We start from the raw sequence: 21,327 nt of genomic DNA, 5'->3' as shown, positions 1-21,327 counted from the left end.
CATGTGGAAATGAGTTCACCCCTTACGGGGAGCCAGCAGCGGGCGGCGGCTCCGCCACCAACCCGACCTGGCAAGGGTGAGGCTTCGCCTGCCCCCGTTGACCCCCACCGACGCGTCCGTTGGCCGCTGAAAAAGGAGATGCCGTGACCGACCATGCCGAACCCGTCAAATCGAATACGCGCCGTCGCCGATCCGAAGTACGCAGGCGGACGTCTTCGGTTTCAGCTCGACTACTCCCGTCCGAGCGGGCGGCGATCGAGGCATGCGCCGAAGCAGCTGGATGCGGGGTAGGAACGTGGTCGAGGGAAGTCCTGACCCGCGCCGCCGGTCAACCGGTTCCTGCCCGTCAGGCCGCACGTACCGATCTCGCTAGAGCTGTCGGCAGATGGACCGGCGAGGTGGGCAAGCTCGGAAACAATCTGAATCAGCTGAGCCGCAATGCCCACCAGGGTGGCCGTGTCGATTCCACTGCTCTCAACGGCCTGACGGCCGCTATCCGGGATCTTCACGCTGCCGTCACCGCCTATGAAGTCGACGGGGGCAACAAAGCGAGGCTGGAATGATTGCCGGCGTCGTCAGGCATGCCCGAACCTCGCGCGATGCCCGGGCGCTCCAAGCGCATCTCATGCGTCCCGAGAATTCCCCCAGTGTTCGGGTGCTCGCCGGTTCGCTCGCGACCGACCTTGCCGGAGCGCTCGCCGACATGCAACGTTTGCGAGACTCCACGTCGGCAGATGCAGCTGCGCTTCATATTCACCTCAGTCCGTCTCGTGCAATGTCGGACCAAGAGCTCTCGCGCGCGGCAGAGATTGTAATCCAACACTTTGGAGCGGTGGGTCATCCGGCAGTTCTAATCGTGCATGAAAAGATGCGGAACGGCGGCGACGGGGACCGGCACGGCCACCTTGTACTTGGTCGCGTGGCACCGGATGGGCGCGTGCTCGAAGCTGGCTATGAAAAAATAAAACTCGAAACTGCCGCGCGCCTGATTGAGCATGAGCTTGGAGAACTCCCAACCCTCGGGCGGCACCACAGATCCGCGGTCAAATGGCTCTGGAGCAACGGCCGCAGTGACGTGGCTGACTGGCTTGAGGTTGCTTATGGCGCAGCCCCTGACAAGCCGCTGTCACCGGCGTCTCCCGCCAGCCGTCAAGGTCTTGCCCGCCAAGGCATCAATCTTTCGGCAGTTCGATCCGAGATCCGGGATGCCTGGACAGCAAGCGGCGCAGAGGCCATTCGCGCGGCGGGCTACGAGATCACGCCCGGACGAAAGTCCGGTGTGTGGGTTGTCGGCCGTGATGGCGTTGAGATCGGCTCTTTGGATCGGCTCGTCGGAGAGAAGCGCGCCACCATCCGATCGGCCATGGAAGCAGTTCCGAACCCGACTTCGCGCAAAACGAGTAAGTTGAAGAACACTCAACGCATTAGGAAGCCCGTACAGCGCCGTTCTGAAAGTGCCGAGGGTGATCCATCGTCCAGAAAACCTGCGAATTTCCAGCCGAGACGTCTCTCCTCGATCGGTGTTCGTCAACCGTTGATAGGCAAGAAAACAGCCTTTGACGAGATCGCGGCGGCTGCCCGGAAATGGACCGCTGCGATTACAGCGAGATTGGACAATGCGCTCACTGTCTCTTGTGCCCGACGGTGGCTCAGACTCCGTCAGGCAGAACTGAAGGCCCGGATCGTTTCCGCCGCACCTGACTGCACTGAGGGATATCGCGACGTCGCCCGGATGCGCCATGAGTTGGCTGTCCTCGTTACCGCAGCGACCATCTTGACTGAGGATCCGGAACTGGCTCTCGGAGGAGAAGCCGTATTGATGGGTGCTGCAAGACGACGATATGCCGAGCGTGCGACGGGCCACGAGGAAATCGGGCTCAATCCGCTATCCGACCTGCTTGGCGTATCTAACGGTCTGAACGTCGCAAGTGCTCAGAATGCCACGGGATTGCGACTTGGACCGCGTCCGGACAAGCCCCCCAATCCGGATACAGTTCCGAGGGGAGGTATCGAAAAAGCAGCAAATTCGCGTGATGAGAGTAAAAATACATCCAGTCAACCTCCTGAGAAGCCCGTACAGCGTCGTTCTCAAGGTGCCATGGATGATCCGTCATCCAGAAATCGCCGTGTAGGGCATTCATTGAGGGCGGCAGTCAAGGCGGCACACGGCTTCCTTGACCGTCGGGAAGCCGATTTGCATGAGCGAATTGCCGAACTCACCCTTCCGCATTCCCTTCCCGATCCGAACGAAATAATTGAAGCCCAAGACAAGCTTTCCGATTTGGCTCAGGAACTCGCTGAATGGGATGGATTGAACTATGCCTCCATTGCCAAACTCCGAATTCAGACTGACAGAAGCCGTCCCGTGGGGTTCATTGCCTGGGTGTTAGGCGCAACCGCAAGATACGATGCCGCAAACCGCCAGCTCGCTGTTTTCTACGAACAACGCGAACCGCTCAAGAACGCTGTCAGTCATGCTCGTCGTTGCGTCCGGATACTCAAGACGGTTCAGGAGACACGGCAAGCTCAGCACGACGCCTCCCGACGCCGCGATTTCGATCGCTTGAAGAGCCAACTGGAGTTGATTCCTGCCGCGCGATTGGCGCTTGCCGAGAATCCGAGGATCGCGCTCGGTGGAGGAAAAGCACTTGCAGCGGCGGCAAGACAAAGGCGGGCCGAGCATCAAGTAGCTGAACATCGCGATGTTCCGGAAGAGACGCAGTCAACAGACCCAAAGCCATAAGCTTCTCGGCCTTACCCGGGATCAAGCCCCCTCGCCGCTATTATCGAATGCCTTAAATGGGGACCCCAAGCATCAGCATGATCAGCCGGCGGATCTAGGGTGAATGTTCGACAAGATGGAGGAGACTCATATGAAGGAAGAAGAGACTGTCGATGCTGAGATCCGGACAAAGACAGCCCTGGATCGTCGACGACGAAAGCGACGTCGCACATGCTTCGACCGTTTGAGGCGCGATGCCTTGATGACTCTCGCGCGCCGCCGCCGCCGGCGAGAGCGGCGGACTACTCTTTGGTTTACGATCTTGGTGATGAGCATTCTATCCGGAATGCCAATCCCGAATTTCGCACTGAAGCCACGGAGGGTCAGAGATGCCACGCGATTACACCACGAGTTCGATGACCAAGCTCGTGAAAGACTGCACAGCAGCGAGATACAGCCGGGAGGGTTACATGAGCCATCCGGCAACGGCCGAGATATTCCACCGCTTGCCTCCCGACTTGCTGCGTTGGTTCGCGAGAGTGATGTTCGAACAGGAGGACCCGCTCGCGCTGAGGTGCGGGCCGAAAGACCGGTCGGACAAAGGTTTCTTTGAAATTTGGCGCGCAAAGCGCGATCGGGATCATCCGGACTTGAACCCGGATTACACGCCGCCGCCGGAAGGACCGACTGAGGATGGCGGAGATGGCGGTGCAGTCGCACCTACATTTTGACGGCGTCGGCGTCGAGCCAGCCCATCCGGACTTCCCGCGTCACCGAGAGCCCGGAATTTATTTCCCCAATGCATTTTCTTCAAAATCAGCGGAAAATTCTGATACTCAAAGTTAAAGACTGGCGTTTGCTACAACCGGATCGGTAGTTTGGGAAAGTCCCGAACATGCTTGAGCAAACGCCTGGTCCAATCGGCATTTCGGGAAAGCATGGGACATTGATTTCCGCCCCAAACAAATCTCAGTCTGAAGTCATTTCTTGCCTGAATGGCCCGCTGCTTGTGGTCGCCGGGCCAGGTTCCGGAAAAACCTTCTGCCTGGTGGAAAGGGTCGCCAACATTCTGCGATCCAAAAAAATCGAGCCTGAGCGCATCCTGGTGTCCACCTTCACCGAAAAGGCCGCGAAGGAACTGGTCACCCGGATCACCCAACGGCTAGGCGGTATTGAATCGATCGGAAACCCGCTGGATCTTACCGTCGGCACGCTGCATTCGATTTTCCTGAAGCTGCTGGAAGAATTCAGGGCACATACGCGTATCCAGAAAAATTACACGGTCCTGGACCAGTTCGATCAGCAGTACTTCATTTTTCAGCAGATCAGTGAGTTTCAAGAAATCGACGGGCTTGATGCTGCGCTCAGACTGAATGGTCCGCAGTCCTCGTGGCGACGAGCCGGAGCACTAACCACATGGCTCAATAAAATCAGCGAGGAAGGCATTCCCGGAGAGGATCTGCTTTCCAGTTCTACCCCTGAAATGGTTGCCTCCGGACAGGCCTATTTGGCCTACCAGCGCCTCCTTGGCGAATACAACTATCTGGATTTCTCCACCATTCAGGTCGAAATGCTGCGTCTTCTAGACACTCCGGAAGTATGCGCGGAACTCCAGAAACGTTTCGATTTCTTGATGATCGACGAGTACCAGGACACGAATACGATTCAGGAAAAAATCCTCCTGAAGCTCGCCGAAGAGCATAAGAATATCTGCGTTGTTGGCGACGACGATCAGGCGCTTTATCGGTTCCGGGGCGCATCCATTCGAAACATCCTCGAATTCCCCGAACGATTTCCGGCGGGCGAATGTCATCAGGTACGATTGACGCAGAACTATCGATCCGAACCACCCATTATCGATTTCTACAACAACTGGATGGAAACGACGGAGTGGGAACAGGACGAAACCACCTTCCGTTTTGACAAAACTATTCAGCCTGCTTCCTCAAAGCCGCCGCGTTACCCAACCGTCTTCAAGGTTTCCGGAGAAGATGGCGCCGACAACTGGGCCGAAGAGACGGTCGCGTTTTTGAAGGACCTGAGGTCCAAGGGCATCGTCAAGGACTGGAACCAGGTCGCCTTTCTCTTCAGGTCTGTCCGGAACCCGAAGGTAGTGACCTTCGCGAACAAGTTGGAAGCGGCTGGCATTCCCATCTACGCGCCCCGTTCCAACATGTTCTTTGAACGGACCGAAGTCCGGTTGTTGCTTGGCGCTCTTCTCTTCCTGTTTCCGCAATATGGAACCATCCGTCAAACGCGGGAGGGAATGAACCTCGGCGTCTGGGCATACTATGACGACTGCCTCCGGGCATTCATTGACCATCTCAAGAGCGGGAGCGATCCGCAGATCGCCGCCTGGGCCACCGCAAAGGCAAAACAGCACCTCACCTTGTCGGAGAACACCAACTATCAGTTTTCCGGTCTGTTCTATGACCTGTTGCAGTTCCCGACTTTCAGCGGCTTTCTGGATGAAGGCGTCGCCCATGGCGGCGTCCGCGACAGCCGGGCAGCCCGGAACCTTTCAAAGATCTCCCGGCTCCTGAACAAATATGAGTACCTCTACAACGTCATCGTCATCCGGCCCGATCGGTTGGAACGGGACCTGTTGATGCTCTTCAATTACTTCCTGCGCTTCCTGTGGGATGGCGGCATTGAGGAATATGAAGATGAAAGCGAGTACGCTCCTTCCGGATGCGTATCTTTCATGACGATCCACCAGTCCAAGGGGCTGGAGTTTCCTATCGTGATTGTCGGCTCGCTGGATGCGGTCCCGCGCAAGCAAGTCACGGACATGGAAGTCCTGCTCGAACAGGAGTTTGGCGGCCGGGCCCCGTTCGAACCACTCGACCGGATCAAGACCTTTGATTTCTGGCGGCTGTTCTACACCGCCTTCTCCCGGGCGCAGAACATGCTGGTGTTGACCTGTCAGGAAAACACGCCCAAAGGCCGCGGGCAGCGCAACGTTCCTTCCGCCTATTTTCGGCCTGTTTATAGGGACTTGAAGCCCTGGCGGGAGTTGACTTTTGACGCCGACGCCATCGAACTGGCCGAGGTCAAAGAGGTCGACATCAAACAGAGCTATTCCTTCACATCGGACGTGCTCGTGTTTGAGGCCTGTCCACAGCAATATCGGCTGTTCAAGGACCTGGAGTTTGCACCGGTACGGACGAACGCGATCCTGTTCGGTACCTTGGTGCACCAGACCATCGAGGACATCCACAAGGCGGTCTTGCGGGGCGAGGAAAGCAAGGTCACGGGAGATCAGATCGATCGCTGGTTTGACCTCAACTACAACAACCTGACAAAGAAAGAGCGGGTTTATCTGGCAGACCCGGTTCTGAAGATCGCCAAGCGCCATGTGACCAGCTATGTCGACCGGGAACGGGCGCACTGGCATCGGCTCCGGGACGCCGAGGTGGAGCTGTCATTGTTGAAAGAGGACTACATTCTGACCGGAACTGTCGACCTTGTTCAGGCAGATGACGGGTCCTACGAGATCATCGATTTCAAGTCCGAAAAGAAACCAGACCTGATTGACGATGCGGACAAACTCAGCCGTTATCGTCGCCAGCTCCAAATCTACGCCCATCTTCTGGAGGGGAAACGAGGCGTCGACGTCAGCCGAATGACCCTCTATTACACGGGCGAAGAAGCAGGTAACCCGCGGATCACCTTCAATCGTGAAACCACCGACGTCGAAGGCACAATCGCCAAGGTTGACGGGGTCATTCACAAGATCGTCCAGAAAAACTATGCCCTGTCGGAACGCCCGGAAAAGCTTTGCAAGAACTGCGACTTTCAGGCGTTTTGCGATATGACTTTCTGCAAAGCTTGAACTCAAGAAAACTGAGCATCCTATGAGCGATAAACAACAAGAAGCTTTCGAGACTTTCGATTTCGACCTTCAGCCAATTCGAGGCTTTCCAGAACTGAGATGGACAGGAAAGAAATCATTTTCATCAACGGCGTTTTATCCTGCTCAACTCAAGGAAAATTATGGAGACCCCGTTGACAACTGGCTGAACAAAGTTTTTTGGGGCGACAATCTTCAGGTAATGTCTCACCTCCTCAGGCAATACCGAGGGAAAATAAAGTTAATCTACATTGACCCTCCCTTTGATAGTAAGGCTGACTATAAGAAATCCGTCGCTTTAAAGGGTAAATCTGCACAGAATGACCATAGTACCTTTGAAGAAAAACAGTATGCGGATGTCTGGAATGCCGACGGTTACAATCAGTTTATATTAGATCGATTAATTTTAATGCGAGAGCTGCTGACCGATGACGGCACAGTTTTTTTGCATTGCGATCAGCATCAGTCACATAGAATACGCTGCCTCATGGATGAGGTTTTCGGCCCCGCGAACTTCATCAATGAGATTATTTGGGTACGATCCACGAATCCGAAGGGATCTCAGCACGAATCTCCGCGACTTAGCGTATTTACAGACACTATATTTTGCTATGGAAAAACATCTTCGTCAAAATTATATCCGGACAGAATAAGGATACCTTTGACGGCCGCGGAAATTGAGGAAAAATACTTTCGCTCTGATGAAAAAGGACGTTTCTATGACGGGCCAATAGTTTCAACCTCGGGAATGGGTGATAGGCCCAATTTAGTATACGAGTACAAGGGGTATACTCCTCCAAGTTCCGGATGGAGACTGAAAAAAGAACGACTCGTTGAATTGGATCGAGCGGGGGATCTAGGCTGGACGAGCAACGGAAAGCCGTTTCGTAAACTGCGGCCGGATGACGACAAAGGAAAACCAATCGGCAACTTTTGGAATGATATTTCGTTGATAAATTCGCAGTCGAATGAGCGGGTCGGCTATCCGACTCAAAAACCCGAAGCGTTGTTAAAACGAATACTGACACTGGGAACTGATGAAGGTGATTTAGTCTTTGATTGCTTTATGGGTTCCGGAACTACTCAAATTGCGGCGTTAAAAACTGGCCGTCGATTTCTTGGCGCTGATATTAACTTGGGCGCGATAGAAACAACCGTGTGCCGACTAAACACGGTCTTGAGTGAAGCAAAAGCTTGGCCGACGGCATTATTTGACGAACAAAATGTGCCAGCGCGAATCCCTGGGTTCGAAGTTTACAACGTCAATAACTACGACATCTTCCGAAATCCAGTTGAAGCCAAGGAACTGATCAAGGAGGCCATGGAGCTCCAGCCGTTGCCAGCGGGCGGCGTGTTTGACGGTCAGCGCGATCAGTACCTTGTGAAAATCATGCCGGTGAACCGCATCTCCACACGCGCCGACCTGAATGAAGTCATAAATGGCATGGACTTCAAAGCCTTTGATCGCCGTCAAGCGGAGGCACCATCCAAAGTCGTAGAACGGATCATGCTGATATGCATGGGCCATGAGCCTGACCTCGGACCGGAACTTGTGAGGGCAGCCAAGCCTTACAATATCGAAGTCGAGGTCGTTGACCTGATACGCGACAAGTCCAATCTGCACTTCAAGCGCCAGTCTGATGCCAAGCTGAAGATCAAGGACGGGCATCTTGAGATCGTAGGATTTTATCCGCTCAATCTACTCCAGAAGCTATCCATGGATGCCGATGCGGTCGAGGATTGGCGGCAGCTTGTGGAAACCCTAAAAGTCGACTGGAACTACGACGGCGCCGTCCTCAGCCCGGAACTCATCGACGCTCCGAGCAAGGATAAACTGGTTTCCGGCCGATATCCTGTCCCGAAGGACGCAGCCACGATCCGCGTGAAAATCACCGATCTCCTCTCGGAATCCTGGGAGGGGGAAATCGAAAATGGCTAAGAAAAAGACGATCAATCAGGACTTCGCTTTTTTTATTTCCCTACATAACTTTTTTCAGATCAACAAAGCGAAGATCAGGACGAGATTCCGGAAGCTGTCAAAGCATCTTCTCGACTTCAACGATCCGGATCTGAACACCAATGCCTATTTGCGGCGCCCGCAGTTTGAGGCGCTGGAAATGTATGTCTTCCTGAAGGAATTTGGCGAGAACCGTCACGTCCACGAGCTTTTCAAGGAGTGGGCGAAAAACGAAGGCGTCTTTGAAGGCTACCAGACGACGGGCGCAGACAAGACCGGTCAGGGGACGCTCCTAGGCTTCCTGGACCTTGAAGGCGATGATCAGTACGAGGCGATTTTCGCCAAGATGAGCGAACGCTCGCGCAGCTATCCGAACTACATTTTCGCGCTGACCATGGGCTTGGGCAAAACCATCCTCATGGCGACCTGCATATTCTATGAGTTCCTGCTGGCGAACAAATTCGGCAAGGACACGAAATATTGCCGGAATGCGCTCGTGTTTGCTCCGGACAAAACGGTGCTTCAGTCGCTTCGGGAGATCCAGACATTCGATCTTGCTCAGGTTGTTCCTCCGGAATACGCGAACTTCCTCCGGACGAACCTGAAATTCCACTTCCTTGACGACACCGCATCGACGATCGGCGCGCAGGACGGCTCATCCTTCAACATCATCATCTCTAACACCCAGAAGATCATTCTGAAGCGAAAGCAGGCTCAACCGTCGGCAACAGACAAGCTGTTTGCCGAAAAGACCGGAACCCTGTCCGAGGTCTATGGTGAGCTTTACGAGTTGATCGGTGCGGATGCTCCGGAAACAGACGCCGATCTCGCGGTCAATGCCCGCTTTCAACGCATCGCCCGGCTGCCTCAGCTCGGCATCTACGTCGATGAGGCCCACCATTCCATGGGGGCCTCGCTGGAAAAAGATCTTGGACAGGCAAAACAAAGCTCGGCGCTCAGAACGACCATTGACGAATTGGCGAAGGCTCTGGAAACCAGAAAAACAAGTGTTGTCGGCTGCTACAATTTCACCGGCACGCCCTATGTCAAAGACCGGATCATGCCGGAGGTGGTCTACGCCTATGGGCTCAAGGCCGCCATCGACAACAAGTACCTCAAGCAACCCGAATTTCTGACCTACACAGGCAACATCAAGTCAGAGGATTTCGTCCGGGAGGTCATTACGAGCTTCTGGAATGACGTCGGCGAAAAGCGGCACGAGGGAATGCTTCCGAAGCTCGCCCTCTTTGCAGCCACGATCGACGACCTTCAAAACGACCTCCGGCCGGCAATCGAAAAGGTACTAGGTGAACTCGGCATTCCGACCAGCCGCATACTGGTCAATGTCGGCGACGAGAAGCTCACGACCAACGAGGATATTCGTGAGTTCAATCGACTGGACACGCCTGAATCAGAAAAACAATTCATCCTGCTCGTCGGCAAGGGCGGTGAAGGCTGGAATTGCCGCTCCCTCTTTGGCGTCGCCCTCTACCGCAAGCCGAAGTCCCGGATTTTCGTTCTCCAGTCGACAATGCGCTGCCTCCGGTCCATCGGTCCGGATCAGGAAACCGGATTCATCTATTTGTCCCGAGAAAATCAGGATATCCTGGATGACGAGTTGCAGCAGAACTTCCGCGTCACGACTGACGAAATCGGCCCGAAGAAAACGGACACCTCGTCCACGGTGGAAATCACCGCCGTTCCACCCCCGGTGATCATCAAGATGAAACGGCATCAGGAGCTTTATCGGACGGTCAAGAAAGACACTCCGGAACCGGTTGCCGTGGATCTATCCGACCATGCGATGGAACAGTTCCGTGTCACTCTGGAGCGCAGAACGCACCTCCGTGAGAGACCGACGTCAGTGGAGGACATTACCGACCGCCAGTCGCACAAGACCTATAGTCGCCTCACCTTGGTCGGTGAACTGGCGCGGTACTTCTCAGGGGACGGCATATCGCCGTTCGACATCGAGGAAGCCCTTGAAGAGATCGACGGCGGCTTGGACGCCCTCGTGGACGCCGTGAACAAGTACAACGACGTCATCTATGACATCCTCGTGCCTCGGCTATTCCATGCGTTTTTTGAGGTGGAGAAATTCCAACGGTCCGTCGACGAGGAGGTCGAGCTAATCCGCGGATACAACGCGTCCTCGAACAAGCTGCCGACTTTCACCATGAAGGCGCAGGAACACCTTGTCGCCCGTCGCGATTATCCGGAGTTCGACGGGTTGCGCGCCAAATCCTTCCACCTCGACGCCTATTGCTTCGACAGCAATCCGGAAGTCGACTTTTTCAAGCGTGTCCTGAAGGACGGGAAGACCGAGAAGATCTATTTCACCGGGATGCTTGTCCACGGGCAGTCCGGGTTTCAGGTCTATTATATCCACCCCGAGTCCCACACCGTGTGCAGCTATCATCCGGACTTCCTGGTCTATCGCGACGATGGCAAAGCCCATCTCATCGAGATCAAGGCAAACTGGAAAAAGGAAGACCCAGTCGTCCTGGCCAAGAAAGAGGCTGCCGAACGGCTGGCGGAAGGAAATGTCTTCGAATACGCGCTTGTGACCGCCGAGCAATTTGACGGTTTCTTGGGTGAAAAGGGATGGGAGCAGTACGAGCCCGGAGTGCTTTTTGACTAATACTTGAAGCGGCGACACCAATTAATACTCATTCGCATAACGGTAAGTAGGCCAAAGAATGAAAGCATCTACATCAATTTTTCTGAGTTTCTGATCTTGGTAATTGGTGTCCTTATGACAAGGAGTTTGTTTCGCAGAACACCCTCACCGACTAAGGGTATATGGCTGCACTAAAACAATCTTGAGTATATAAAACAAATTGCCTAGGATCCTTGCCAACGCTAAACAACTGCACATTTTCTAGAGAAATATAATGCCGCTATATGAACACGTTTTTTTGGCCCGGCAGGATGTTTCTGCGCAAGAAGTCGAGCGATTAGTCGAACAATATAGGTCTCTGATCGAGGCTTCTGGGGGGAAAGTCGGGAAGATCGAAAATTGGGGTCTGCGCTCACTCGCCTACCAGATCAAAAAAAATCGTAAGGCACATTACACGCTGATGAATTTGGAAGCGCCACATTCTGCGGTTGCAGAGATGGAGCGCCAAATGGGCCTAAATGAAGACGTACTGCGATACATGACATTCCGTGTCGATGAGCTTGATGAAGAGCCCTCGGCAATGATGCAAAAGCGTGATCGTGACGACCGAAGGGGAGGAAGAGCGGACCGTCACGCAAAAAGTGTTAACCAATCTGACTTAGAATCAGCTAGTGAAACTAGGGTAGATCCAAATAAACCTTGGCCGAGGCCTAAGTGATGGATAATCTCAAAGATCAAGTTTCCATTATATACGATGAGTTCAGAACAACTGAACTTAGTAAAGAATATTATTCCCAACGAATATCGAGAACACGAAAGAAATTAAGAAATATTGATATCTATTTGGCGCTGTTTGCTGCGGGTTCCGGGGTTGCAGGTTTTGGTCTATGGAACTACTCAATATTTGGAGTACAAATAGGGCAAATAGCATTTGGCTTTCTTGCCGGCATAGCATTGATGCTTGGATTAGCAAAGCCGTATCTTAGGCTCGAGGATGATTTGGAGAGGCTATCATCTATTCAAGGAACATATGCAAGCATAGCTCATATATTAAAAGACATTGTGAACAACATTAAATCATCAAAAGCATTAGAAGACTCAGATAAGAAGGTATACTCAGCGCTGCGACAAATTCGGGGTGGCCTCGAGGCAAAGGAGGATAAGCCACCCGACTCGAAGTTAGTTGATAAAACTCAGGACATTGTAAACAACAGGTATCCACCCGAAGAATTTTGGTGGCCAGACAAATAGTACATCAGTGCCTCATACGTTCACATCAGTAAATTCCCCACCCCCAAGAAATAGTTACGCAACTATTTGTTTGTTACTTTATTTTGTACTTATAATTTGACTCTTTACTTTCGCCCCCCACTTAAATAAGGCGACTGTTTCATAGGGAATTCAACTTACATGTTTTGGATGTGCTATTTGCACCATTTCGTCGCGCGCGACTGTTTCTGCCTGAACCAAACAGCCTAGAGTTCCACCTAGTGCAGCTCTCTACTTAAGAACGTCACTTTGTAATATTCGCTCACAGGTTTCGCGAGAACCACACAAATAAAGGGCTGACTTTGCTCGAGACATGCCAACGTAATAACTCTCTCTGTCGCGATCAACGGACAGATCGTCAATAGCCCAAAGCACAATGATTGGCCGTTCCAACCCCTTGAACCGCGCAATAGTCTCCAAGGTGATCACGCCTGGCCCATAATCCTCCAGTCGGCCAAGGCGGGCGATAGCAGGCAAAGGCATAGCCCTCAGTTCACGCTCAAAAACGGCCTTGGAACGACGCTCTCCAAGCAATACTGCTATGTCGTGCGGACGAACGCCTTCCTCTGCAACAAGTCGAGTGAGCAACTTCGCCACCAAGCGGGCCTGTTTCTGAGGGCCATTTGCACAAAGCGTTTCAATTGGCACACCGCGAATTTCCGGAGGCTCGACAAGACTGCCACGGTAATACCTATAGGCTCCAGCATGGATCACATCGGTATTGCGGCAATTCCGGTCAAGAACCATCGGCTCTCCCGCGATCGGGATCTCAGCCGATCTGCCGTAAATGTCTTGGTTCTCGTCGAGAAACACATACAGCATTCCCTCCTCAGGACGGACAAGAAGCATTTCAATTGGCAACCAGAATTCATCGCCAAAATCCTGCCCTTCATCGACAATAACGGCGTCATATTTCGGTCCGAGTAGATCGATCGCATTAGCAAGCGCGATTGGCATCAGTTGCCCGAATTCATCGGCACCAGGATACTCCTGCCGGGCTTCAACCAATAGGTCACGGTGGGTTACGTTCCGCACCTTTTCGATCCAACGATGGCAAACCTGATGAAATGAAGCCACGTCTAGATTGGGAACATTCTCGCACTGTTCGCGAAGATGATCCGCCAGCCCCCGATTGAAGCAAACTAGAAGCGTTCGAATGCCTTCATCCGAATTTCTGATTGCCTTCTCCATCGCGATAAGAGTTTTGCCCGTTCCAGCGCCTCCGGTGATCAAAACGCGCCTCTGACGCCTCAGAAAGTCGAGAATAGCTGCTTGCTTGCGAGTTAGTTCTATCCTTTGCACTTCTTCGTCTTCAATACGTGCAGACAACAGAGCCCGTGTCGACGTTACTCGGGCGAACAGCCGTACAACTGTGGTGACGCCACTTTCTCCAATATTTTCCAATCGGCCACCTGTTTCACCTCGCCAATATTGGAATGCCCCTTTTACCCAATCGCCCAGAGTACCCATGTCATTACGATCGCCAATCAACTCAGGCGGTGCATCCGGTCCTCGAAGTTGATTTGCATTACCGATGTCTGGAAAGAAGGCGGCATGGCCAATGTTGAAATATCTAATGCCAAGTTTCTGCCATGCGGGGCACTCTTTCAATTTTTCGAGAATGCCAAACTTGCCCTTTTTCGCTTGCTCAAAGGGATTCTTGATATCGTGACTATTTCCAAAACGATCGGTGGACGTCCATTTCCCACTTCGATAGTCCAGCGATATCCGCCCTCCTTTAACTTCAATCACGAGTATGCCGAAGCGTGGATGGCAAACAAGGAGGTCAATTTCTCCGTCGAGCGGCACAGAGCGATTGGGCCGCCCGATCCATGCCACTGAATGAAGGACCGAAAAATCATCTGCGAGTTGCTTCTCAAGTGCTGACAAGAGGCGGAGTTCAGCGTCGGAATTAGACATCGCGTTCGCCGCGGGTGGGTAACATTTAGCCATCGACAATTTTCAAGCTTGCATTGAAAGGTACGTATTTGCGGCCCTCAAAACCGAAATCGACCTTCACATACCTCTGGAGTCCCTTCTTCTCGGTTTCTAAGATTGTGCCTACCCCCCAAATTTGATGCCTGACTTTTGTTCCGGGCAGGACGTTGTAGTCTTGGCCAATAGCTGTTTCTTCGCGGATCTCGCGCCAATTGTGATCGAACCAATATTCCTGCACTTTGCCGAAAGGATTATTAAGGGCACTTACCCGCTGTTTCTCATGATCCCGGGCACTCTCGACAATATATATCCAGTACTCGTCAGGGTAATCCTCAGCCATTTGGTATTGGACATGCGACAGTTTGATACCTCGCTCAGTCCAGGTACTCTCCAAGCCTTTCACTTCGATAAGTCTGCGCTGGCCATTCGGCGACATCGAAATGATGTCATACCCAGGATTGCCATGGGGCTGCTCCTCAGGAGTTCGACCATGACTTTGCTCATATTTCAGAACCGCAGAAATAGCAGCGTCATCAATTTGGTACGATATATCCTCGGCGATCCTTCCCGCTTGCGCGTCGTCCTCGCCACGCATTCCCTCTCTGGCTACATATGCGAGCATCCGAGACCGCCTAACCTCTCGTCCGGTTCGGCTTCGACCAGCCTCTTTCTCACCTTTTCCGGCCCCTGCCCATGATTTTCCAGCGCTCGAACTACCGGAACCATTTCCCGCAGCGGTACGCTCTTTGTCTGGGTTGCCGGCACCGGAGGCGATTGGAGTACCGCTAGCTTTTGACTGGTATGCTCCAGATGGGTTCAGATCGCCTCTTGAAGCGGTTGGAGTGCCGGAAGCAGTTCCGGGCGAGGCATTATCTCCATTCTCCAAATCTAGTTCGTCTCTCGGTTTCGCTGAGGCAGCGGCATCTCCTCTGTCGTGCTGCTGTACCGAACCGTAGGTATCGAGCTCGTCCTCATCGGTGTGGTCCCCTCCTGGCGAAGCAGTGGCGTCTTCAGACTCGGCCGGAATGTCGTCGAGTACATCGCCGAATGGAATATGATACGCGTCTTCCTCGGGGGGTTGATAATCAGCACTTAAGAGCATTTCCTCCGCTTCTGTATAAGAAGGAAGCATAATCACAAACGATGCAGTCGGAGCTATGGGCTTCAGGTCCGAAGATGGGCAAAACTTCTCGATTTCCGAAAAGATCGCTCTGAAGGCCGCCGTCCATTCATTGGAGGAGACACTCTCGCCACGCAAATGCAAAACTGCATCTTCGGGGTCGTAGAATGCTGGGACCTGGCTGGATGGAGACCGGACTGTCGGATCAGACTCTGTGATCTCAACCTGCACATGAAGCGAACGGGTAAGACGGATTTCAATCTTGTCGAGAATGCGTGTTAATTCCGTTCGCGAATTCGGGTTCGGAGCAAGCCAGAGAAGAAGGTCGCGACGTGATTTAAGTCGTTCAGTCTCCTCATGAGCCGGAGTATTGTCCGGTTTGGCCGCCAATCGCATGTGCGCGATGTCTGAAATGGCATCTGTCCCAATTTTTCGAAAAAACCGTGCGGCAATAGTACGATCGGTGAGCGGCGCTCTAATGAGCCGCCCGTTTAGTTCGTCCCCGAAGGGCGCGGCGAGTTGCTCGGAATCAATCCAAATAGCCTCGTTCGGAAAGAGCGGCTCAAGTTCGACATTGAGAAGGCACTCGTAATCTTCCAGCTCTTCTATGGCTTCAAAGGCCTTCGATTCATTATTGTCGAAGGCGAGCGCAATGGCTTCAAGACATTGAGAATGAATTTTTGGGTCATTCTCGTCGAGCAACGGCTTAGCAGCAATCTCTTTCAACAACATGGCGTAGTTGCTCGGAGTAGGAACATCTACAACGCCAAGATGTCGGTATAGTGGCTCGCGAAGCCGCATACGTTCGCTTGCCGCATACCAGTACTGGCCGAACGGGGGCGTGCGCCAGAATATTCGATCTGCTGGCAGAAATACTTTGAGAACGCCGTCATATATAAATGACGTCCCTCGAAGTTTTCCGATGTCATCGACGCCATCCTCCTTCTCAATTCTTTCACTGAGAATGGCGTATACGACGTCTGAGGGAGGTGTATTAGTCTCAATGCAATGTATGAGATGCTCGACAACCACTTCTGTGGGAGGCTCAGAAGGCATATCAAGATGGTCGAGAAAAGTATTTACGACAGCGCTTGCTTGACGAAGGGGAGTAATGTCGACCACTGGCACCTGCGACAAGAAACCCGCGGCTCGAGTGGCTCTATATATTTCATAAGGTGGATATAGGTTGTCTGCATCCCGAGTTCCGCTCACTTGAGCGGGGAGGAAGTGCAGGTGTTGCAACTCTTCAAGAATTTCAAGATCGTCTTCACCATAACGGTTCCACCCATCAAGCAAATGCCTAATGATTGGGTTGAGAGCTTCTGCTACCTCGTATGGTGTACCTTCATCAGCGATCTCTTCGATATGATCAACGATGTGACGCATCGACACCGTCGTCGGCATACCTAGCGCGCCTTCCAGGAAATCTCGAAGCCTCCCACCAGAAGAGCCAGCAAGCATCCAGGTTTCGTCAACCCACCTTTCGGCATGATTGCCCAGAAGTTTCTCGAGTATGGCTGCCCAATAATAGCACTCTTCCGGTCGAACGTAGGTCCCTGCTCTTGTGCGAACAAATCGCTTCCGCGCGATAAACTCTACGTTTCCATCGACCAACAACTCATTGCGGTGGTCAATAATTTCCGCCAACAAGGCGCGGTAATCTTCAACGCTTGGTTCAGTTGCAAGAATTTCCTCCAGGTGATCCTCTATATACTCCCGAAAACTAAGAAGATTCACCTTAAGGACATCGCGCGCGAAGTTTGTCATACCCATCGGGAAGTGGGAGGAATCGACAAATTCGAAATGCCCAATCGGATCGTTAAAACCGCCGGGTAGTTGACCTCGAGAGGGGCTGACGTAACCTTTCGATGTCTTAAGGAAAGGCGTATCAGCCAAGATCGTTGCTATTTCTGTATCGGTCTCGTCGAATGGGAAGGCTACTAACAGTTCGTATATGCCCCGAACTCCATGCGACGCTCTATCAATAACCGCCTCTGCTTCAATCGGGTCAGATATCTTGGCGGCCAACTCAGCCGCGAAACTGTCCAGTTCATACAAATCGATCAATTCAGCCAATGCTTGGTGACGCAGCACATCCGTGTGAACGATTGGGCAATCAGCAATGTACTGTCGGACTAAGTCTGGCGATATCGCTGCGGGCATCCGCCAAAGCTCATTTGGGCTACATGCATTTCCTTCGACATCAAGGAGAAAAATGGATGACTTCAGCTTTTTCGTATCTGATATGAAACTTGAATGATCACGAGACTGATCGATGACCGCCGCAATTGCCGTCCATAAAGGTGCTATGTTCGGATCATCCGCGTTCATGACTTCGTCACCTTTCTCCTCAATAGCGTCAGCGATCATGGAAAGGCGGAGGCGGGATACTCCTAGCGTCGATAAGCAATTATGATGAGGTCGAAGGCAGGGATGCAGGACCCTAAGTCCGATGGTGGAGAACGCTGACAGTTCAAATTGGTCCAGCTGTTCCGGTGCCATACGCACCGCTTTGGGTGCGCTCCATTTCTCGCCTACAATCCAGATTGACTCGTTTGCTTCGGCTGCGGAGCTGAAGGTATTCCAGAAATCTCGAAAGGGACCTTCACTCCTAAGCTTAAATGTCGCCTCAGCTAGTCGCCAAAGTCGTTCGGGGCCAAGAGTGTCACGGATTAGTAGAAAATTGTCAGCGATTATAGCCGCTGCGGCTTCCAATAGCGTTTCATTCCAATAACGTTCATGCCCTTCGCCAGAAAGCACTATTTCTTGTCGGCTAGCGTGAGGAAAGAAGTCTCCGTTGATGTGAAAAGGCATGTTAGTATGATGACGAGTTGGCAAATACGCATAAAGCAGCCCATCAGAAGGCTCGGTATCAACGGGTATCGCGATGTTTACCTGCGTCGACCTATCCAATGTCTGGAGTATTTCGTAATTGGCCTCCAGTTTGCGCTCAGTAATCAAGTCCTGAGCATCTCTGGTAAGCAGCATCCATTTTTCAGTTCGACCATCTGGCTGAAAAACAAGTTCAACGCCATCTGGGATGCGCTCGATCTTCACCGACAAGAGTCGAATGCCATTCTTGAGAACCTCAACGCGTTCAAGATGGCGAAGAAACAGAAGACTGCTCCTCAAGACTCTTTCGACTTCTGCAACGAACTTTTCCGCAACGTCAGTCGGTGTCGGTGACGCGTTGAGCGCATTGCGAACAGCTGAACGAGACGAAGCCCAAGGTAATTCGAAGACTGTCCCAGGTTTCTCTTCTATCGATTGCAGATCCGCATGACCGGTATAGGGATTAAGGCGCATTTGCCAACCGGACGAGCGCACGATTGGCGTGTCAGTGATCTGATAGACAGAAACAAATCCTATTCCGAAACGCCCAATTTGTTCCGTGACGCCGATCTTGCTGCGCCCTCCCATTTTGGATATGGCATGAAAATTACATGAGCGTTTCTGTCCGTCCGGGTCACCTTTGCTTTCCCAAGGACATTTTCTCTCAGTCAGATCACATTTGGTGAAATTTGCGTCGTTGTTGACAAACAGAGCATCAGAACGAACGTCAAACGACAGCGTCTTCGCGTGTGCATCATCTGCATTCTGTATTAGCTCCAGCGCCATTACGCCGTAGCCTTGTAAGGCCTTGAGCGCCTGCTCGATATTTCCGCAGAGATCCGCTTCGTAGGCAAGTGAGGTGGTAGGTGGCATGTGATTGGGCAACTTGATAGAGATCAAGTAGGCACCTTCCAACTGCTACCCTTAGTAGTCAATAGGAGTGTGGCATCTCAACTTTCAAATAAAATAGCTGGTTAGATCTTCGTCTCTGGTCAGTCCAAATTGGCCATATGGCCCTTACGATACGCATCCTGTCGCCTCCTTTCTGCCTCCAGGTAGGGTGACAGGTCTAACCCCTCCGGTAGTGGGAGGGCTGCTAACAATTCCACATCCATATTCCGGAGTTTTTTCGCACCGTAGCCGCGCGCGACAGTCTTCGTAACATGTCCCGTTTGCATGTCGTGCGTATGCTCCGGCACCTTGCCATCCCGGAAAAAGTCTTTGGCGGAATGACGAGTCGAATGAAACGTGACTTCATAAGGCTTGTGAATTCCCGCCTGTTTCAGGCGGCGGTTCAATCTCTTAGAAGCCGCATCTGCGGGGTGCTGGACTGCATCTTCACCCTTTCCATGGGCGTGTGGAAACAGCCATTCCTCATCACGACGCGTGGCGACATAGCGCATGAACCCAGCTTCAATGAGCGCACTGTGGAGCGCAAACAGCCGCTTGCTCCCCCGGTTCTTGGTCCTACGGTCTTCCTCCTCGCCATCTTCATTTTCCAGCGGTTTCGTCAAGTCCGCCGCCCAACGACCAGGCGTCACCTCGATTATGTCTTTGCCTTGTAGAAACACCAGTTCGGCGAGACGAGCACCTGTCAGTGTTGCGAGTAGTGGTAGCCATTTCAGGTCCGGGCGTTTTTCCCGAGCTGCGCTCCGGAACCAGATGTTCAACTCATCGGTGGAAAGGGGTTGTCGTTCAACAGATTCTCGGGCGTCGGTCGAAATGCGCACTGCGACACCGACGAACGGATTTGGAAAATCGTGCTGACCAGCCATGTCCCGGAATATGCTTTTAAGCGGGCTAAGATATTTTTCTGAAATTGTGGTTTCCGTGAATGTCTCGTGCTTTCGCTTAGGCGGCAGTCCGTCGTTGTATTCAGCGGCCTCCCGCAGAGTGCCGTCACGCATTTCCGGCCGTCGATGCCAGTTCGCTGGAACATGAACAAGTAGGTTTGCGTACTCCTGAAAATCGAGAAACTTGTATGTGTTCAGCGGTCGGTCACCGCAATAGTCGATAAAATTTCTTATCCGATTTATTTGGCCATTGACGTTCTTCGCGGCGACACCCTGCTTTAACTTCGCCTTTCTCCATCTGTCCAAAACTTCGGACAGGAGAGGCTTTGGCGGCCCTCCACTCAGAGTTTGAGCAAGCAACGATTTCATTTCTTGGATCTCGGCAGACAGGTCTCTGACAGACTGTTGATCCGTTTGTTGCTTCAACCGTTCTTTTGCGCGACTAACCGTATTTCTGACTGTATTTTCAACGGATACCAACTTTTCGCCTAAGACCTTAAGGCGCTCGGTCATCGCCTGTTGCCTGACATACTCAGCGGTTGTCATCCTCAGCTTGAGCGTTTGTAGCTCAATTTTGTGCTTCTCTTCCGTTTGTGCCTGTAAAACTTCAGCGTCCGATAACGCCTCTAACAGCATCTCCTGTAGCTTTTCGATGATCTGATCACGCTCATCGCTTTGTTTGGTGTCAGGAGAGTTCATTGTGCCGCTCAACCGAATGGACGAAAAAATCTGCTCAGCCCGTCCTGCAAGCAGCCTGCTTAGGCTCCTGGCTTTCATGGTAGGAATCGGACCAAGCGCAATCCGGATTGGTGTTTTGCCATAAATGCCTTCCAGATCACAAGGAATCCGGATCTGGAAGCGGAATCCGCTTTGGCGTCGTGTCAGGTAACGCATATTGCAATTCCGGGTACAAAAGTGGGTACAACCCCGCCCAGAAGAGCTCAACATCCAATAAAATCAATAACTTAAATATGGCGGAGAGGAAGGGATTCGAACCCTCGAGACGGTTGCCCGTCTACTCCCTTAGCAGGGGAGCGCCTTCGACCACTCGGCCACCTCTCCGGTAGGCCTCTGATACCTGATATGACAGGGATTGCAAGAGCTTTGGTCAGACAAGATTGTGGATCGTCCGTGACCAATGCCTGAACGCTGGAAAACGATGCCCGGTCAATGCCCCTGACGATGCGGGCGTTCGCGCGCTGCAAATCCCTGCAAGCGGCGCA

General features: G+C 52.6%; 11 protein-coding genes and 1 tRNA gene. 8 read left to right on the top strand and 4 right to left on the bottom strand.

Translation table 11 applies throughout. From position 1 onward, the window contains the following. Positions 1-143 precede the first annotated feature (143 nt). From ACN0SY_RS16425 to ACN0SY_RS16390, 8 genes are all read left to right on the top strand, one after another. The gene (locus ACN0SY_RS16425; protein WP_417689014.1) at positions 144-563 is read left to right on the top strand and encodes a plasmid mobilization protein; all 420 of its coding nucleotides are present in this window, start codon (positions 144-146) and stop codon (positions 561-563) included. Beyond that, on the top strand, positions 560-2,743 hold the full coding sequence (locus ACN0SY_RS16420; RefSeq protein ID WP_417689012.1) for a relaxase/mobilization nuclease domain-containing protein: 2,184 nt from the start codon (positions 560-562) through the stop codon (positions 2,741-2,743). Before ACN0SY_RS16425 ends, ACN0SY_RS16420 begins: the two co-directional genes overlap by 4 nt. Before the next feature lie 395 nt (positions 2,744-3,138). Further along, positions 3,139-3,453 carry a hypothetical protein gene (locus ACN0SY_RS16415; RefSeq protein ID WP_417689010.1) on the top strand — a complete coding sequence of 105 codons (315 nt, stop codon included), beginning with the start codon at positions 3,139-3,141 and terminating at the stop codon, positions 3,451-3,453. Between the two features lie 164 nt (positions 3,454-3,617). Next, complete coding sequence (locus tag ACN0SY_RS16410) at positions 3,618-6,557, top strand: ATP-dependent helicase (protein ID WP_417689008.1); 2,940 nt, start codon at positions 3,618-3,620, stop codon at positions 6,555-6,557. Between the two features lie 22 nt (positions 6,558-6,579). Further along, positions 6,580-8,514, top strand: coding sequence for a site-specific DNA-methyltransferase (locus ACN0SY_RS16405; RefSeq protein WP_417689006.1), 1,935 nt, complete (start codon positions 6,580-6,582; stop codon positions 8,512-8,514). Beyond that, the gene (locus tag ACN0SY_RS16400; protein WP_417689004.1) at positions 8,507-11,173 is read left to right on the top strand and encodes a type III restriction endonuclease; all 2,667 of its coding nucleotides are present in this window, start codon (positions 8,507-8,509) and stop codon (positions 11,171-11,173) included. Before ACN0SY_RS16405 ends, ACN0SY_RS16400 begins: the two co-directional genes overlap by 8 nt. Before the next feature lie 253 nt (positions 11,174-11,426). Next, positions 11,427-11,870, top strand: coding sequence for a 30S ribosomal protein S6 (gene rpsF / locus ACN0SY_RS16395; RefSeq protein ID WP_417689002.1), 444 nt, complete (start codon positions 11,427-11,429; stop codon positions 11,868-11,870). Further along, positions 11,870-12,403 carry a hypothetical protein gene (locus ACN0SY_RS16390; RefSeq protein ID WP_417689000.1) on the top strand — a complete coding sequence of 178 codons (534 nt, stop codon included), beginning with the start codon at positions 11,870-11,872 and terminating at the stop codon, positions 12,401-12,403. The genes rpsF and ACN0SY_RS16390 overlap by 1 nt, the downstream gene beginning before the upstream one ends. Before the next feature lie 249 nt (positions 12,404-12,652). Here the strand turns inward: ACN0SY_RS16390 and ACN0SY_RS16385 are convergent, their stop codons facing one another. The 4 genes from ACN0SY_RS16385 to ACN0SY_RS16370 form a co-directional block, all read right to left on the bottom strand. Further along, a complete protein-coding gene (locus tag ACN0SY_RS16385) occupies positions 12,653-14,341 on the bottom strand; it encodes an NERD domain-containing protein (RefSeq protein WP_417688998.1) in 1,689 nt (562 codons plus the stop codon). Between the two features lie 25 nt (positions 14,342-14,366). Continuing rightward, a complete protein-coding gene (locus tag ACN0SY_RS16380; RefSeq protein ID WP_417688996.1) occupies positions 14,367-19,211 on the bottom strand; it encodes a DUF3883 domain-containing protein in 4,845 nt (1,614 codons plus the stop codon). A gap of 92 nt (positions 19,212-19,303) precedes the next feature. After that, complete coding sequence (locus ACN0SY_RS16375) at positions 19,304-20,998, bottom strand: DUF6538 domain-containing protein (RefSeq protein ID WP_417688994.1); 1,695 nt, start codon at positions 20,996-20,998, stop codon at positions 19,304-19,306. Positions 20,999-21,076: 78 nt separating this feature from the next. After that, positions 21,077-21,166, bottom strand: a tRNA-Ser gene (locus tag ACN0SY_RS16370). Positions 21,167-21,327 lie beyond the last annotated feature (161 nt).

It is taken from the genome of Roseibium sp. (assembly GCF_048261595.1).
Classification (GTDB): domain Bacteria; phylum Pseudomonadota; class Alphaproteobacteria; order Rhizobiales; family Stappiaceae; genus Roseibium.
This window is presented reverse-complemented; position numbering and strand designations above follow the sequence as displayed.